This is a genomic window from Roseibium sp. HPY-6 (genome assembly GCF_040530035.1).
In the GTDB taxonomy this organism is placed as follows: domain Bacteria; phylum Pseudomonadota; class Alphaproteobacteria; order Rhizobiales; family Stappiaceae; genus Roseibium.
Genome location: NZ_JBEWCD010000001.1, coordinates 2,044,075 through 2,059,809, shown reverse-complemented (window position 1 = coordinate 2,059,809; position 15,735 = coordinate 2,044,075). Strand labels below are relative to the sequence as shown.

The 15,735-nt window shown below is 57.2% G+C and carries 10 protein-coding genes; 6 read left to right on the top strand and 4 right to left on the bottom strand.

All coding sequences use genetic code 11. The annotated features are described in order from the left end of the window. Positions 1-256: 256 nt before the first annotated feature. The 4 genes from ABVF61_RS09535 to ABVF61_RS09520 form a co-directional block, all read right to left on the bottom strand. Positions 257-1,132: a transglutaminase family protein gene (locus ABVF61_RS09535; protein WP_353993279.1), complete on the bottom strand. Its 876-nt coding sequence runs from the start codon at positions 1,130-1,132 to the stop codon at positions 257-259. Between the two features lie 37 nt (positions 1,133-1,169). Then, a complete protein-coding gene (locus ABVF61_RS09530) occupies positions 1,170-3,575 on the bottom strand; it encodes a circularly permuted type 2 ATP-grasp protein (protein ID WP_353993278.1) in 2,406 nt (801 codons plus the stop codon). Between the two features lie 42 nt (positions 3,576-3,617). Next, on the bottom strand, positions 3,618-6,950 hold the full coding sequence (locus ABVF61_RS09525; RefSeq protein ID WP_353993277.1) for a transglutaminase family protein: 3,333 nt from the start codon (positions 6,948-6,950) through the stop codon (positions 3,618-3,620). A gap of 117 nt (positions 6,951-7,067) precedes the next feature. After that, positions 7,068-7,976, bottom strand: a complete 909-nt coding sequence (locus ABVF61_RS09520) for a transporter substrate-binding domain-containing protein (protein WP_353993276.1) — start codon at positions 7,974-7,976, stop codon at positions 7,068-7,070. 285 nt (positions 7,977-8,261) lie between these two features. Here ABVF61_RS09520 and ABVF61_RS09515 point away from each other — a divergent pair, with 285 nt between their 5' ends. The 6 genes from ABVF61_RS09515 to ABVF61_RS09490 all read left to right on the top strand — a co-directional run bounded on the left by ABVF61_RS09515 (position 8,262) and on the right by ABVF61_RS09490 (position 15,724). Beyond that, positions 8,262-9,371: an ABC transporter substrate-binding protein gene (locus ABVF61_RS09515; RefSeq protein WP_353993275.1), complete on the top strand. Its 1,110-nt coding sequence runs from the start codon at positions 8,262-8,264 to the stop codon at positions 9,369-9,371. A 160-nt stretch (positions 9,372-9,531) separates the two neighbouring features. Continuing rightward, a complete protein-coding gene (gene kynA, locus ABVF61_RS09510) occupies positions 9,532-10,383 on the top strand; it encodes a tryptophan 2,3-dioxygenase (RefSeq protein ID WP_353993274.1) in 852 nt (283 codons plus the stop codon). 444 nt (positions 10,384-10,827) lie between these two features. Beyond that, a complete protein-coding gene (locus tag ABVF61_RS09505; protein WP_353993273.1) occupies positions 10,828-12,567 on the top strand; it encodes an ABC transporter substrate-binding protein in 1,740 nt (579 codons plus the stop codon). 126 nt (positions 12,568-12,693) lie between these two features. Next, a complete protein-coding gene (locus ABVF61_RS09500; protein ID WP_502949951.1) occupies positions 12,694-13,758 on the top strand; it encodes an ABC transporter ATP-binding protein in 1,065 nt (354 codons plus the stop codon). Between the two features lie 11 nt (positions 13,759-13,769). Beyond that, the gene (locus ABVF61_RS09495; RefSeq protein ID WP_353993271.1) at positions 13,770-14,861 is read left to right on the top strand and encodes an ABC transporter ATP-binding protein; all 1,092 of its coding nucleotides are present in this window, start codon (positions 13,770-13,772) and stop codon (positions 14,859-14,861) included. Further along, positions 14,858-15,724, top strand: a complete 867-nt coding sequence (locus tag ABVF61_RS09490) for a carbohydrate ABC transporter permease (RefSeq protein ID WP_353993270.1) — start codon at positions 14,858-14,860, stop codon at positions 15,722-15,724. Before ABVF61_RS09495 ends, ABVF61_RS09490 begins: the two co-directional genes overlap by 4 nt. The last annotated feature ends 11 nt before the right edge of the window (positions 15,725-15,735 follow it).

Here is a 15,735-nt window from a genome sequence, read left to right as displayed (position 1 = left end):
GAGGCGATCTCCCATCAACAGACTTGTCATTCCGGCTGAAGCGAAGCGGAACGCCGGACCCCAGTAAGTTCTTGTTTCCGGTATTTTTTAGTCTTCGGCCTCACGGGGTACTCGATCCCGGTCCTGCCGTTTGCACGGCAAACCGGGGTGACAAATCCAGGAAGAAATTCCGTGTTCCGACCTGGTGTCACGAGGAATTATGCCGTTTCCTCAGTGACGTAAACCAGATGGCATTTCCAAAAAGCAGCAGCAGATTCTACCTTGGAATCACATCCACCTTGTGGCCCGTGGTCTGTGTACCCGCCGTGCGCAATACGCCTTTCACGGGCGCCGCGTCCCCGTAGTCCCGGCCCCTTGCAACCACGATATGATCCTGCCCTACCCGAAGCGCGTTGGTCGGGTCGTATTCGACCCAGCCAACTTCGATTCCACACCAGGCGCGGACCCAGGCATGCATGGCATCGGCACCTTCAAGACGCGGTTGTCCTTCAGGCGGGATCGTCCGTAAAAAACCGCTGACATAGCCTGCCGGAATACCGATGCTGCGCAGGCAGGCAATCATGATGTGCGAAAAGTCCTGACAAACACCATGCCGGCGCTCGAAGGCTTCGAGCGCGGGCGTATCTACCGTTGTAGCTTCCGCGTCGAACTCCAGATCCTCATGCAGCGCTTTGCCGATCGTTTCGATGGCGGAAAGTGCCGTACACCCCGGACTGATATGTTCCTGGGCATAGACGGCGAAGGCGGGATCGAGCGGGAGCCTTGGAGAGGCTGTCAGAAAATGGACCGGCTCATCGGGTCCGAGTGACTGAACGTTTGCCAATTCTCTTGCCAGCACCGGAAGTGGCGGTGAAATGTCGAGCTCCTCAGGTGTCGCGGTTCGCTCGATCCTGGCGGCCAGTCTGAACGTCAACTCGCTGTGGGATCTGCGATAAATGACGTCAGTGACGGCGTTGTCGAAAAAGTCCTTGCGGTCCCTTCGTTCGGTTGGTCCCGGAGAAAGCCTGATACTGGACGACAGAAGCCTTTGCTCACCAGCAATTGTTGCGGGCAGCAGACGCAGCGCGTGTCGACCTGAGTACGCGGCACTGGCGTAGTCGTACGTAATTTCCAGGCTTACGTCATAAAGCACGTTTGACTCTCAAATGTCGGCCCGGCGGAAAACCGGGCTATCGAATATATGTATCGGAAAGCTCGACCGAGAGAAACGCGATCTGGTCCCTCAATTCGTCGAGTGTTTCCGGTGTCAGGGTTTCGGGCGTCGCAACGGCAAGGCTCGTGTGAACCTGCAGGACAGCGCGGGCAAGATCGGACAGATAGCCGTTTTCAGAAGCGCCGGGAAGTACGCTGATATGGTCTTTCATATCCGTGAGCTGATACATCACCGAGCGCGGGTTCTTCGGGTCCATCGCCAGCAGGTCGAGAACAGTCGCGTGCGAAAGAGACACAGCATAGCGGCGGCTCATGGACATGGCGCTGTCACCGACCTCGAGCAACAACTCCAGAGCTCCATCGGGTGCATCGGGGCCGGTGAAGCCGGACAACAGATCCGCCATTCTGTTTGCTCTTTCCAGCGCACGACCAATGCTCAGGAAACGCCACCCGGTGAAGCGGTACATGTTTTCGTGCACCAGCCCAGAAAACCCGGTGATCTTGCGCAGCAAAAGGCTCATTGCGCGGGGCACATCCGCGTTGTCCTTCATGATCTGTCGCGCACCATTGGCTGTCTGCGCGAGGTCGTTGAGGGCAAGCCAGCCATCAACTGAAAAACGGTCACGAACCTTGCCGGCACTGTTCACGGCAGACTGCAGCATGGCACACAGCCCGTCCGGGATCGGGGCCTCGGGGGCGACGCCGATGTCTTCAAGATAGTCGGCCGTGCGCGAGATCAGGGGTGCTTCCGGATCGGCTGTCTCCAGGAGGCGCGCGTGATAGGCACGCAGCAAACGAACCGCTCCTTCTGCTCGCTCCACATACCTTCCGAGCCAGAAAAGATTATCCGCGGCCCGGGAGGGAAGGGCGCCGGACTGCGACTTGAAGAAAGGAGATTCGCTTTGGTGAAGCAGGGTGTCCATCGCAAGCTTGCGCTTTCCGACGATCCAGACATCGGCGGCAGAACCACCCGCCTGCATCGCGATTGCACTCGCGCTTTCCGCCTTGCCGATCCGGGCAAATCCGCCGGACATGACTTCCCAGCCCTCGTGGGTACGCGCCAGGAAGACGCGCAGGCTCATTGGACGCGGGACGAGCAAGCCGTCGTGGTAAGCCGGTGTCGTAGAGAGCGTGACAGCTTCCTGAGCGACGAGGCCGCCCTTTTCCGAGTCGATCCAGTTTTCCAGGATGCCCTTTTGAAACCTGTCTGAATCCTTGCCGATAAAGTCGGTCTGTCCAGACGTGAAGGGCAGCGCGGTCGAGAGCGCCGGACTAAACATCATCGCCGCGGCATGTTCCTTAACATAGGACCGGGTGGTTTCTTCTCCGCACCACCAGGTGGCGACGTTGGGCAGCTTCAATCCGGTCCCTAACAGCTGCTCACAAATGCGCGGCAGGAAGGCAAGCAGGGCGCGGGTTTCCAGAATGCCCGTGCCGAGTGCGTTGACCATCGTCACGGTGCCCTCGCGCACGGCCTGGACCAACCCGGGCGTGCCGATATGCGATTCCTCGTTCAATTCAACGGGATCGGTCCAGGCAGAATCGAGGCGGCGCCAAAGCACGCTGACCGGTTTCAGCCCGGCGACTGTCCGTACCATCAGATGACCGTTCTCGACCGTCAGATCCTCTCCTTCGAGGAGCATGAAGCCGAGATAGCGTGCGATATAGGCATGCTCGAAGTAAGTGTCGTTCAGCGGACCCGGCGTAAGGATCGAGACGCGGCTGTCCTGTTCGCCGCGCAAGTCCAGGACCTGATCCCGGAACCTGCGGAAGAACCCGGCAAGACGGTGCACATTTGCCTTGGCGAAATATTCGTTGAAGACCCGGCCCGTGGCGACCCGGTTTTCAAGGGCAAAACCAGCTCCGGAAGGAGCCTGTGCCCTGTCAGACAAGACCCACCATGTGCCATCCGGACCACGACCGATTTCGAACGCCAGGAAATGCAGAAAATGACCCGAACGCGGCGTGATGCCGACGAGCGGGCGCTGCCATTCCGGACTCTCAGCGATCAGGCTTGCAGGCAGGTATCCATTGGTGACGAGCCGGTTTTCGCCGTAAAGATCACCAACGACCTTTTCCAGAAGTTCCGCGCGCTGAACCAAGCCCTCGGCAATCGTTTGCCAGTCGCTCTCGCCGATGATTACCGGAATATGACTGAGAGGCCATTCGCGCTCCAGTGCGCCATCTTGTCCGTATTGCCGAAAGTATACGCCGGCGTCGTTGAGGTACTGATTGCCGCGCGCAAACCGGTCGCTGATGTCTTCTGCGGACAGTGAGGACAGATGGTCAAGAAACGGCCTCCAGACCGGTCGGACCGTGCCGCTCGGATCAAGCAGTTCGTCGGAAACGCCTGGAAAAGGGCGATACGACTTTAACAAGTCGTACTCCAGGTCGCCGCTTTTTGCTGTTTCATCCAGGCTCATTCACATCATTCCCAATCCGGCTTCTCCAACGCGTTGAAGGCCTTATACACCGGCAGGACGCCTGAGGTCCAAGGTCAGCGGAAATTCCGGGTGCGGTTGCTCCGGTTGAGGCACGAAAAGACCTGGCGTGTGACCGTGCGATTCGAAACGCGATAGCCGCCGGGCTTCCGCCTCGTTACCATTGACGGGAAACGTCTCGTAGCTGCGGCCGCCCGGATGCGCCACGTGATAAACGCAGCCGCCGAGTGCGCGGCCACTCCAGCGGTCGAAAATATCGAAGGTGAGTGGAGCGTCGACCGGGTGAACAGGATGAAGTGCCATCGCAGGCTGCCAGGCCTTGTATCGCACGCCCGCAACGGCTACGCCGCTCGTCTCTGTTTTTTGCAAAGGGACCAGCCGGCGATTGCACGTGACACTGTAACGCTCAGGATCTGCGGTCGTCAGTTTCACCTGAAGGCGTTCCGTGGAGCTGTCGGTATAGCGGGCGGTTCCGCCGATCGCTCCGGTCTCGCCGAGAACATGCCAGGGTTCGAGCGCCTGGCGCAGTTCCAGATGGACGCCGTCAACCTCGATCTCGCCGCAGAACGGAAACCGGAATTCAGACTGTGCCTCAAACCACTCGGGACGCATGGCAAAGCCATGGTGCTGGAGATCCTGAAGCACCTCCAGGAAATCGGCCCAGACATAGTGCGGCAGCATGAACCGGTCGTGGAGGGTCGTGCCCCAACGCGTCAGGTTACCCGACAGGGGATGTTGCCAAAGCCGGGCGAGCAGGGCACGCAACAGCAATTGCTGGGCGAGACTCATCCGCGGGTCCGGCGGCATCTCGAAACCCCTGAATTCAACCAGCCCGAGGCGGCCCGTAGGACCATCCGGTGAATAAAGCTTGTCGATACAGATTTCGGCGCGATGGGTATTTCCCGTTACATCGACGAGAATGTTGCGCAACAGCCTGTCGACCAGCCACGGAAACGGGGCCGGTCCCTCGTTGGGTCGATGGATCTGCGACAGTGCGACTTCCAGTTCGTAGAGCCCGTCATGTCTGGCTTCGTCCACCCTGGGTGCCTGCGAGGTTGGTCCGATAAACAATCCCGAAAAAAGATAGGAGAGGCTCGGGTGCCGCTGCCAGTGTAATATGAGGCTGCGCAGCAGATCGGGGCGCCTCAGGAACGGACTGTCCAGCGGCGTCGCTCCGCCAACCACCACATGATTGCCGCCCCCGGTGCCTGTGTGCTTGCCGTCAATCATGAATTTGTCGGCCCCCAGACGGGTTTGCCGTGCTTCCTCATAGACGTTTTCAGTGATTGCGACGCATTCCTTCCAGCTGCCGGCGGGATGAATGTTGACTTCTATGACACCGGGATCCGGCGCCACGCGGATCACATTCAGACGTGGGTCGGTCGGAGGCGGATATCCTTCTATGTGGACAGGCAGTTCCAAATCGGCAGCGGCCGCCTCGGCTGTGGCAATCAGTTCCAGATAGTCCTCAAGCCGCTCAACCGGCGGCATGAAGATACACAAGCGGCCATCGCGCGGCTCGACAGAAAGCGCGGTTCTGACCGTCGCATCGCCCAATTCCCGGTCAGGGGGAACTTGTTCCTGACGCTCCTGCTGCGGTTCATTTGCCGTGAAACGCGCAATGTTCTGTTGCGGCTCAGTACGTGGTTCGACTGTGAACTCGGGCAATGGATCACGCGGTACCGACGGATCGGCAATGTTCGTGTAGGGATATTGCGCGGGGATTAGATAGGGAAGCGACTCCAGTGGCAGCCGGTAGCCGACCGGACTGTCACCCGGGACGAGAAAGAGCGCATCCCGTCGCAGCTTCCAGCGTTCCGAGCGCCAGCGTGTTCCGGCTGATTTCGACTGCCAGCGCTGGACAGGCAATATGTAACCGGCCGGACTTGTCAGGCCCCGGTCAAACACACGTGCGATGCGGTGCCGTGCTTCGGCATCCTCGAGCTCGGAATTGTCCGGTGTGACGTTTTCCGGGAGATTTGCTTCCTTGACCATCCAGACAGCGGGATCTTCGTATGCCGGTACGACGTACCCCGGTTCAAGCTCCAGAAGGGTCGCGATATGCTGCATGAGCGATTGGGCCTGCTCGACGGTTGCACCGGTCTCGGTGCCTTCTTCGGCAATCAGGTTGGCATCCTGCCAGATCGGTTTTTCGTCCCGCCTCCAGTAGAGCGAAAACGTCCAACGGGGCAGTGTTTCGCCCGGATACCATTTGCCCTGGCCGTAGTGCAGAAATCCGCCGGGAGCGAACCGATCTCTGAGGCGCCGGATGAGCTTGTCTGCCAGATCGCGTTTTGTCGGGCCGACGGCGTCCGTGTTCCATTCATCGGATTCAAAATCGTCAATGGATACGAAAGTTGGTTCTCCGCCCATGGTCAGCCGCACGTCTTCCTGCGCAAGGATACGATCGACCTCATCGCCGAGAGTGTTCAGCGCCGACCAGGCTTCGTCGGAAAATGGTTTCGTGATGCGCGGATGCTCCGCGATCCTTGAAACCTGCATGTCGAAGGAAAAGTCGACATTTGCCTCGCTGGCCATGCCGACGATGGGCGCAGCGTTCGTGTAGTGCGGTGTCGCAGCCAGAGGGATGTGGCTTTCACCGGTCAGGAGACCGGAGGTCGGGTCGAGACCGATCCACCCCGCGCCCGGCAGATAGACTTCTGCCCACGCATGAAGATCGGTGAAATCGTGATCGGTGCCGGACGGGCCGTCCAAAGCCTCCAGATCCGGTTTTAGCTGGATGAGATACCCAGAGACGAAACGTGCAGCAAAGCCGAGATGCCGCAGGGCCTGCACCAGGAGCCAGCTTGAATCCCGGCAGCTGCCCGTTCCCCGTTCAAAGGTTTCCTCAGGCGTCTGGACGCCGGGCTCCATGCGAATGACGTAGCCGACCTCCTGTGAGACGCGGCTGTTCAATCCAACGACAAAGTCAATGGTCCTGGCTTTGTCCTTCGGGACACAGTCCAGAAAGGCGGCAAGGCGTGGTCCAGGCGTTTCGGTGCGCCTGTAGATCTCAAGATCGACCCGTAAATCTTCCGGATAGTCGAACGGCCACTCTTCCGCGGTCTCCTCAACGAAGAAATCAAACGGGTTGTAAACGCTCATATCGGCAACAAGATCCACCTCGATCTTGAATTCGCGCACCGGTTCGGGGAACACGAAACGCGCAAGCCAGTTGCCGTAGGGGTCCTGCTGGTGATTGACGAAATGCCCACCAGGCGAGACCTTCAATGAGTGTGACAGCACCCGGGTTCTGCTGTGGGGGGCCGGACGAAGCCGGATGATTTGCGGACTGAGCGTCACCGGTCTGTCATAGCGGTAATGGGTCAAGTGATAAATGCTTGCGCGTATGGACATTCGGTGACCCTGATCAGCTTAAGGTTCAGAAAACGGGGCCTAGATTTTCATACTTTGACGCACCGCACCACGTGTTTCTTCGTGGAGCCAGGCAGATGTCTTTTTATGTGATTTGTCTCAGCTGCCGTCTTTGGTCATGACGGCACCCACCGATGCCGGATCAAACCAGTAGTCGGATTGCTCAAAAGGCGTTTCATCGCTGAGATTCGTATTCGTGAGCGAAAAAATCTTTCTATTCGCAAGATTGGCGCGTTCGAGATCGTCTTGATGAAAGGCGCGGAAATGCTCGTCGAAGGAGCCGTCTTCTATCATCTCAAGGAGGCCGGCTTCTATTTTTTCCGCCAGCTCGGGATATGCAGGGCTTACAAAAAAATACGTCGGAAGCGGAATGTAGATGCACAGCGTTTCTTCAACGATCAGGTTGGGGTTTTTTCTTGAAAAACTGGCCTGCTCCGCGAACGCCTCGTTGACACCGCGTCCGAAGGTCACGAAACGCCGAAGCTGAAGCATCCTGAAAAGCGTTTCGTAGTCCTCGCTTGTGATGACCTCGAACCCGGCCTCTTCCATTACGGTACGCGTAGACCATTGTGAGCCGGAGCCTGTTGGAAACGCCATGAGGTCATCCAGACTTTCGACTTCGGCCAAAGCCTTCTGATCCTGTTTGTTGATCAGCAAAAGCCTGAATCCCTGAATTCCCTTTCGCAGTGGAATTCGAATTGGAATGAGCTTTTCTTCCCAACCGGGTTTGGGTGCCTCCGCAATGACCTGAATATTCTCGCCGACAATAAGCTCTTGCAGCAGGCGATCCCTCGAATAATCCGATGCAGCTTGCGTGACCGACGCATTGGTGCCCGTTTTCTTAAGTACCTTCCGCAGAAGCTCTTCTACATAACGGTAGCGATTGTCCGCTTCTCCCCGGGGTTTCAGCGTGACTATTTCATCTAGCTGCGTAAAAGCTCTTGCATCGAATGACAGGAAAAATACGCCACAGAATATCGCCAGTGCCAGTCGGCCAAATTTGCACATGATCTTCCGCCGTTTTGAATGCGGGGATTTTCGTTGGCGCGATCATACTTCAGATTGCCCAGATGAACAAAACCTGGGTACTGGCCGACCTCATCGCGAGTGCTTGAGTAGTCACTTCTCGAACGAAAGTGCCCATAGGTAAGTTATTGATATGTGTGCATATGTGACCGTCAGTACTTGAAGGATCGGGGCAATGGAGCCCTAATCAGACCTGTCGGTGACCGGTCCTGAAATGCGCCGTAGGCGCTGCGAAGCGTTAAGTTGGTGTGGCGAAATAGGAAAGTCATGATCGCAAGGTGTATTCTGTTTGTGATGATTCTGGTTTTTGCCGGAGCCGCTCAAGCTGCCGACTTCCGGGTAAGTTTCATCAATCCGGGCGGCAATGACGGTTTTTGGGGCGAAGTCTCCAGGACGATGACGGCGGCCGCAGACGACCTGAACATTGATCTGGAAATCCTGAATGCCGACAGACAGCCATACGGCATGGAGATGGTCCTGAAGCAGCGCCTGGAAAAAGGCGATCTGCCTGATTACTTCATCCTCGTGAACGAATATCAGTCGGCCGCCAGACTGCTGCATCTGCTTGATGGTACGTCAAGCAAGGTGCTTTTCCTCTTGAACACGCTCACACGGACGCAGAGATCGCTCCTTGAGGCGCGTGGAATTGATCTGCGCCGGGTAATTGCGTCAATTGCGCCGGACAATGAAAACGCCGGCTACGAGATGGCGCTTTCACTCATCGAAAAGAGGAGAGGTATGCGCGCCGGCGAGAAGAAGATCCGACTGCTTGCTTTAACCGGGGACACCTCGACGCCATCGGGACTCCTGCGCGAAACCGGCATGCAGCGTGCCGTCGCCGAAAATCCGGATGTTGAGCTCCTGCACGCTATTCCCGTGGACTGGAACGAAGAGGTTGCTTTTGCAAGAACCAAAGACGTTTTGGCGCGCACGCAGGTCGATGCAATCTGGGGCGCAACAGACGCTATCGCCTTCGGGGCTCGCAAAGCCGCTGTAGAACGCGGACTAACCGCTGGGGAAGATGTCCTCTTTGCCGGTTTGAACTGGTCGAAACGCGCCATGGAAGCCATTGCACGCCGCGAGATGACGATGTCTCATGGCGGTGACGTTTTTGCCGGTGCCTGGGCGATTGTCTTGCTGCGGGATCATTTCTTCCGCACCTCGAAGGGTGAGGTCTATGTCGACGTGCGATTCAAGATGTCCCCGATAACACCTGCCAACGTCGATGACTATCTGGAGCACCTGGGTGACGGAAACTGGCGCAAGATAGATTTTGGCCGTTTCTGCAAGACCAGAACCGGCAGGAGCAACTACGACTTTTCCGCCGCAGCGATCCTGCGGGCTGCAGATGCGGGCGACGCGAAGCGCTCGCAATAACCGCCAAGAACACAATCGGTCTTTTCCGGGGCACGACAGAAAACCGCCTTCGCTCGAGACGCCTTGGTTGCGAGGCCGACACGCTGCCTGTTCAATCTGCCGTCCTTGCCCTGTATAGAGACGCTAAGGGTACTAAAACTCCGGCCGAGAGACAGACATCATGCAAGACGACGAATTGGGCGCTGCCTACAATCCGGAAACAGAAGGTGCGCAAATGACCTTCTCCGACAGAATGTCTTACGGCGACTATCTCGGACTTTCAAAGATACTGTCCGCGCAAAAGGCGCTGTCCGACGCACCGGACGAGTTGCTTTTCATCATTCAGCATCAAACGTCCGAATTATGGATGAAACTGATGCTGCACGAGCTTCATGCCGCCCGGGACGCGATTGCAAACGATCTGTTGCCGGAAGCCATGAAATTGCTCGCCAGGGTCAGCCGGATCATGGAGCAGCTCAATTCGGCCTGGGATGTGCTGCGGACGATGACGCCGAGCGACTATACGCGGTTCCGGGATGCGCTTGGCCAGTCGTCCGGGTTTCAGTCTCTACAATACCGGTTGATCGAATACGTGCTTGGTAACCGGAACCTGTCAATGACCAGGCCACACGCGCACGATCCGGACGGCAGTGCCCTTTTGGAAGCGGAGCTTGAGAAACCCAGCCTTTATCAGGTGGTCCTTGAGTTTGCGCGCCGCCAGGGTTTTGAAGTTCCGGTCGAGACGACCTCCGTGCCTGCATCAGCGCCGCATCTTGAAGTGATCGAAATCAGGGATCTCTGGCAGGCCGTTTATCAGGACCCCACCAGCCACTGGGCTCTATATGAAGTGGGTGAAAAGCTCGTCGACCTTGAAGACTATTTCCGCCGCTGGCGGTTCAACCATGTAACGACCGTCGAGCGCGTAATCGGTTTCAAACGCGGCACCGGGGGAACGGGCGGCGTTTCCTATCTGAAACGGATGCTGGAAGTTGAGCTTTTCCCCGAGCTCTGGCACGTCAGAACCGTACTCTGAAATCTCATCCCATGTACTCGGCATTTAAAACTCCCTTTTGGTCACTCTGCCGTCCCCTGTCATGATTGTCCGGTCTCCGATGGGCGCTGTGGGCTCGGATGGTGCATTGCAGTAAATTTTCTCTTGTTTTCGTTTTGCGATGCAAAACGAAATTTTTCGAAGCAATCGCAGCGCTAATCCGAAAGACTCGAAACCGCATTTTGCGCTATGTGAAATGTCAAGATTGTGCCACACTTTCATCGCCAGGTGCGGAAACAGCTTCATTTTGCTGACGGTGTTGCCTGCAGGATTTGTGTAAAAAACGTATTTAAATCAATTAATTAATTAAATTCGGTATCAGAAAATAAATCTACTAAAAAATTAGTTTGACATCATGGCAATGGTGTGTCCTTGTAAGCGAAGCCGACGAAAACGGCTTATATACTCACATGGGAGGAGTTTCAGATGCGTAAGTATCTACTCTCCGCAGTTGCAGCCGGTGCTGTACTTGCGGGAGCAGGGTCCGCTTTTGCCGATGAAGCAGCGGCAAAGAAGTGGATCGATCAGGAGTTCCAGCCGTCCGTGCTGAACAAGGATGAGCAGCTTGCCGAGATGCAGTGGTTCATCAATGCGGCTGAACCGTTCAACGGCATGGAAATCAATGTTCTGTCCGAAGGTATTCCGACACACTCTTATGAGTCGGAAGTTCTTGCCAAGGCATTTGAAGAAATTACGGGCATCAAGGTCAATCACCAGATCCTCGGCGAAGGTGAAGTTGTCCAGGCCGTGCAGACACAAATGCAGACCGGCCGGAACCTTTACGATGCGTATGTCAACGACTCCGACTTGATCGGCACGCACTCGCGGCTCCAGCTGGCCTACAATTTGACCGACTGGATGGAGGGCAACGGCAAGGACGTTACCAACCCGGGTCTCGATCTTGACGATTTCATGGGCACCCAGTTCACAACCGGTCCAGACGGTGATCTCTATCAGCTGCCCGACCAGCAGTTCGCAAACCTTTACTGGTTCCGCAAGGACTGGTTTGACCGTGAAGACCTCAAGACGGCCTTCAAGGAAAAGTACGGTTATGATCTCGGTGTGCCGGTCAACTGGTCGGCCTACGAAGACATCGCCGAGTTCTTCTCCAACGACGTGAAGGAAATCGACGGCGTCACGATTTACGGTCACATGGACTACGGCAAGCGCGCTCCGGATCTCGGCTGGCGCATGACCGATGCATGGCTGTCGATGGCCGGCGCGGGGGACAAAGGCGAGCCGAACGGCATTCCGGTTGATGAATGGGGCATCCGCATGGAAGCGGGGTCCTGTAATCCGGTCGGTGCATCCGTGTCTCGCGGTGGTGCGGCCAACGGACCTGCGGCTGTCTACGCGATCCGCAAATGGGACGAGTGGCTGCGCAACTACGCGCCTCCTGGTGCTGCCAGCTTCGACTTCTACCAGTCCCTTCCGGCGCTCAGCCAGGGTAACGTTGCCCAGCAGATCTTCTGGTACACTGCGTTTACTGCCGACATGGTGAAGCCGAAGTCGGAAGGTAACAACACGGTGGATGACGAAGGCACACCACTTTGGCGGATGGCTCCGAGCCCGCATGGTCCTTACTGGGAAGAAGGCCAGAAGGTCGGCTACCAGGACGTGGGTTCCTGGACGATCCTCAAGTCGACCCCGGAAGATCGCGCCAAAGCTGCATGGCTCTATGCACAGTTCGTTGTCTCAAAGACCGTCGACACCAAGAAAAGCCACGTAGGTCTGACGTTCATCCGCGACAGCACGGTGAACCACGAGTCCTTTACCGAGCGTGCTCCGAAACTCGGTGGTCTGGTCGAATTCTACCGTTCGCCTGACCGTGTGGCCTGGTCTCCGACAGGCGTCAACGTTCCGGACTATCCGAAGCTGGCCCAGATCTGGTGGCAGCAGATCGGTGACGTGAACTCAGGTGCGTTCACGCCGCAGGAAGCCATGGACCGACTTGCCGAAGAGATGGACATCGTGATGGCCCGCATGCAGCAGGCTGACGAACGCGCTAATGTCTACGGCGGCTGCGGACCGCGTCTGAACGAACCGCAAGACGCAGCCTTCTGGCTCGAGAAGCCGGGTGCGCCGAAGGCGAAACTCGAAAACGAGAAGCCGCAAGGCCAGACAGTGAACTACGACGACCTCGTCGCTCGCTGGTCTCAAAACTAAGGTTGGGTGCGTCCCAAATCTGAAGCCGGACCGGGGCTTGTCCCCGGTCCATTACCGATCCGAAGGTGACGGGTGGCGATGCGAATGCCTCGCCTGGATGCCCGGTCCGGACGCGGGCTATATTACATGTCTCTTGAACTCAAAAACGTCAGCAAGCAGGTCCAGGGTATTACCCATGTCAAGGACACAAGCCTGACGCTCCATGCCGGCCACTTCAATGTTCTCCTGGGAGAAACAGGTTCGGGCAAAACCTCGCTGATCAAGCTCATGGCCGGTCTCGACAGCCTTGCTTCCGGACAGATCATTCTGAACGGCAAGGACGTTTCCAAACTGTCGGCACAGAAGCGCAACATCAGTCTGGTCCACCAGTTTTTCGTCAACTATCCGCATATGTCGGTGTTTGACAATATCGCCTCACCGCTGAAAGTCGCCGGTGTCGCGAAATCCGAAATCGAAGGCAGGGTTGAGGAGGCCGCGGATCTTCTCAAACTCAAGCCCTACCTCGGCAGGAAGCCGCACGAACTTTCCGGCGGTCAGCAGCAGCGCACCGCACTGGCGCGCGCGATCGTCAAGACGAGCGATGCCGTCTTTCTGGATGAGCCGCTTGCAAACCTCGACTACAAGCTGCGCGAGGAATTGCGCGATCAGTTGCCGGATCTTTTCGCCGGCCGTGGCGCTGTAGTCGTCTATGCCACATCCGAGCCTGAAGAGGCACTTCTTCTGGGTGGGCAAACCGCGCTGATGACCGACGGCAATGTCGTGCAGTTCGGGCCGACTTCGGAAATCTACCGCAAGCCGAAGGACCTGGATGCGGCGAAGGTTTTCTCAAACCCACCGATCAATGTCGCACCGGTCACCAAACGGGGTGATACGGTCATACTGACCGAAGACATCCGGTGGCAGGCCTCTGACGCGGTCGCGGCTCTCAAGGACGGTTCTTATACTTTGGCGATCCGGCCGAACCACGTCATGCCTGTCGAAACGCCTGCACATTCCGTACGCTTGGACGGCCATGTCCAGGTGACCGAGTTGAGCGGCTCGGAGAGCAGCGCTCACTTTGACCTGCACGGCCATTCCTGGGTGTCTCTTTCCCCGGGCGTCCATCCTTACTTCGTCGGCGAAGTCCATAGCTTCTATCTGGACCCGAGCCATTGTTTCTTCTTCGCGCCTGACGGCGAACTGGTGGCTTGAGGAGAGAGTTCATGGCACAAATCACACTCTCCAACCTGCGTCACAGTTATCATCCAAATCCCACGGATGATGCCGATTACGCGTTGAAAAAAATCGACCTGACGTGGGAAGACGGCGGGGCCTATGCGTTGTTGGGGCCGTCCGGCTGCGGAAAGTCGACGCTCCTCAACATCATTTCCGGACTGTTAGTGCCCTCTGAAGGCAAAATACTGTTTGACGATCAGGACGTGACCGATTTGCCACCTGCAAAGCGCAATATTGCGCAGGTGTTTCAGTTTCCCGTCATCTACGACACCATGACGGTTTACGACAATCTTGCCTTTCCGCTACGCAATCGCGGGCGCGATGAGGGAACCGTCAAGGAGCGTGTGACCGCGATCGCGGAAATGCTCGAGGTCACCGATATGCTGACCACGCGCGCGGCGAACCTGTCCCCGGACAACAAGCAGAAGATTTCCATGGGCCGCGGTCTCGTGCGCCAGGACGTGAATGTGGTCATGTTCGACGAGCCGCTGACGGTGATCGATCCGCATCTGAAGTGGAAGCTTCGTTCAAAGCTCAAGGAACTCCACCAGCGGGTCAAGGCGACGATGATATACGTAACCCACGACCAGACCGAAGCCCTGACATTCGCTGATCAGGTGGTCGTCATGCAGGATGGCGAGATCGTTCAGATCGGAACACCGATCGAACTGTTCGAGCGTCCCGCGCACACCTTCGTCGGCCACTTCATCGGCTCTCCGGGCATGAATGTCCTGCCGTGCGACGTCAGGGACGGCGGAGCGTTTTTCGCAGGTGAGCAAATCCGCCTGGAGGGTCCGCTCGAGAGCGCCGTTGCCGGTGAAGCGGAGATCGGTATCCGGCCCGAATTCGTCTCAATATCTGCCAACGGAACCGGTTTGCCGGCAACGGTGCGCAAGGTTGCCGATGTCGGCCGCCACAAGGTTGTTGAAGCAATTGCCAACGACAGGCGTGTTCACGCAATTCTGGAGGGCGAGGCGCCCGGAGCCGGAGATCAGGTGAACCTTGAATTCAAGCAATCCCAGACACGGCTTTACAAAGACGGCTGGCTGGCAAGCACGCCTTCGGAGGGTGTCCAATGAAGACGCAAAATCAACGTGCCTGGCTGTTTGTCACGCCGGTCCTGATACTGGTGGCGTTCAACGCGCTCATCCCGATGATGACCGTGGTGAACTACTCGGTTCAGGAAACCTTCGGCGACAACCTGTTCTTCTGGCAGGGGCTGGACTGGTTCGAGCAGGTCCTGACTTCGGAGCGTTTTCACAATGCGCTCGGACGGCAGTTCCTGTTCACGTTCCTGATCCTGATCATTGAGGTTCCGCTTGGCATCGCGATTGCGCTTGCCATGCCGAAAAAGGGCCCATGGGTTCCGTTCTGCCTCGTGACGATGGCGTTGCCCATGTTGATCCCTTGGAATGTTGTCGGTGCCATGTGGAACATCTTCACGCTGCCCGATATCGGCCTGCTCGGCTACTTCATGAACCACACGTTGGGACTGTCCTATGACATGACGCAGGATCCGTTTGCGGCCTGGGTCACCATTATTGTCATGGACGTCTGGCACTGGACGTCACTCGTGGTGCTGCTTGCATATGCGGGGTTGGTGTCTATCCCCAACGCCTATTACCAGGCCGCGGAAATCGACGGCGCCTCCAACTGGGCGGTCTTCCGGTTCATTCAGCTACCGAAGATGAAGACCGTTCTGACTATCGCGATCCTGCTGCGGTTCATGGACAGCTTCAACATCTACACCGAGCCGTTCGTGCTGACCGGCGGCGGGCCGGGCAATTCAACCACGTTGCTCTCCATCGACCTGGTAAAAATTGCACTCGGTCAGTTCGACCTCGGTCCTGCAGCCGCCATGTCGCTCATCTACTTTGCCATCACGCTGTTTGTCTCCTGGCTGTTCTACACGCTGATGACACTGAACGATAACAAGAACTGAGGAGACCCATC

What these genes read in the sequence shown, in the direction of transcription:
- ABVF61_RS09500 (WP_502949951.1), top strand. Translation starts at nt 12,694, where the DNA reads ATGTCTCTTGAACTCAAAAACGTCAGCAAGCAGGTCCAGGGTATTACC.
- ABVF61_RS09525 (WP_353993277.1), bottom strand. Translation starts at nt 6,950, where the DNA reads ATGTCCATACGCGCAAGCATTTATCACTTGACCCATTACCGCTATGAC.
- ABVF61_RS09490 (WP_353993270.1), top strand. Translation starts at nt 14,858, where the DNA reads ATGAAGACGCAAAATCAACGTGCCTGGCTGTTTGTCACGCCGGTCCTG.
- ABVF61_RS09520 (WP_353993276.1), bottom strand. Translation starts at nt 7,976, where the DNA reads ATGTGCAAATTTGGCCGACTGGCACTGGCGATATTCTGTGGCGTATTT.
- ABVF61_RS09505 (WP_353993273.1), top strand. Translation starts at nt 10,828, where the DNA reads ATGCGTAAGTATCTACTCTCCGCAGTTGCAGCCGGTGCTGTACTTGCG.
- ABVF61_RS09495 (WP_353993271.1), top strand. Translation starts at nt 13,770, where the DNA reads ATGGCACAAATCACACTCTCCAACCTGCGTCACAGTTATCATCCAAAT.
- kynA (WP_353993274.1), top strand. Translation starts at nt 9,532, where the DNA reads ATGCAAGACGACGAATTGGGCGCTGCCTACAATCCGGAAACAGAAGGT.
- ABVF61_RS09530 (WP_353993278.1), bottom strand. Translation starts at nt 3,575, where the DNA reads ATGAGCCTGGATGAAACAGCAAAAAGCGGCGACCTGGAGTACGACTTG.
- ABVF61_RS09515 (WP_353993275.1), top strand. Translation starts at nt 8,262, where the DNA reads ATGATCGCAAGGTGTATTCTGTTTGTGATGATTCTGGTTTTTGCCGGA.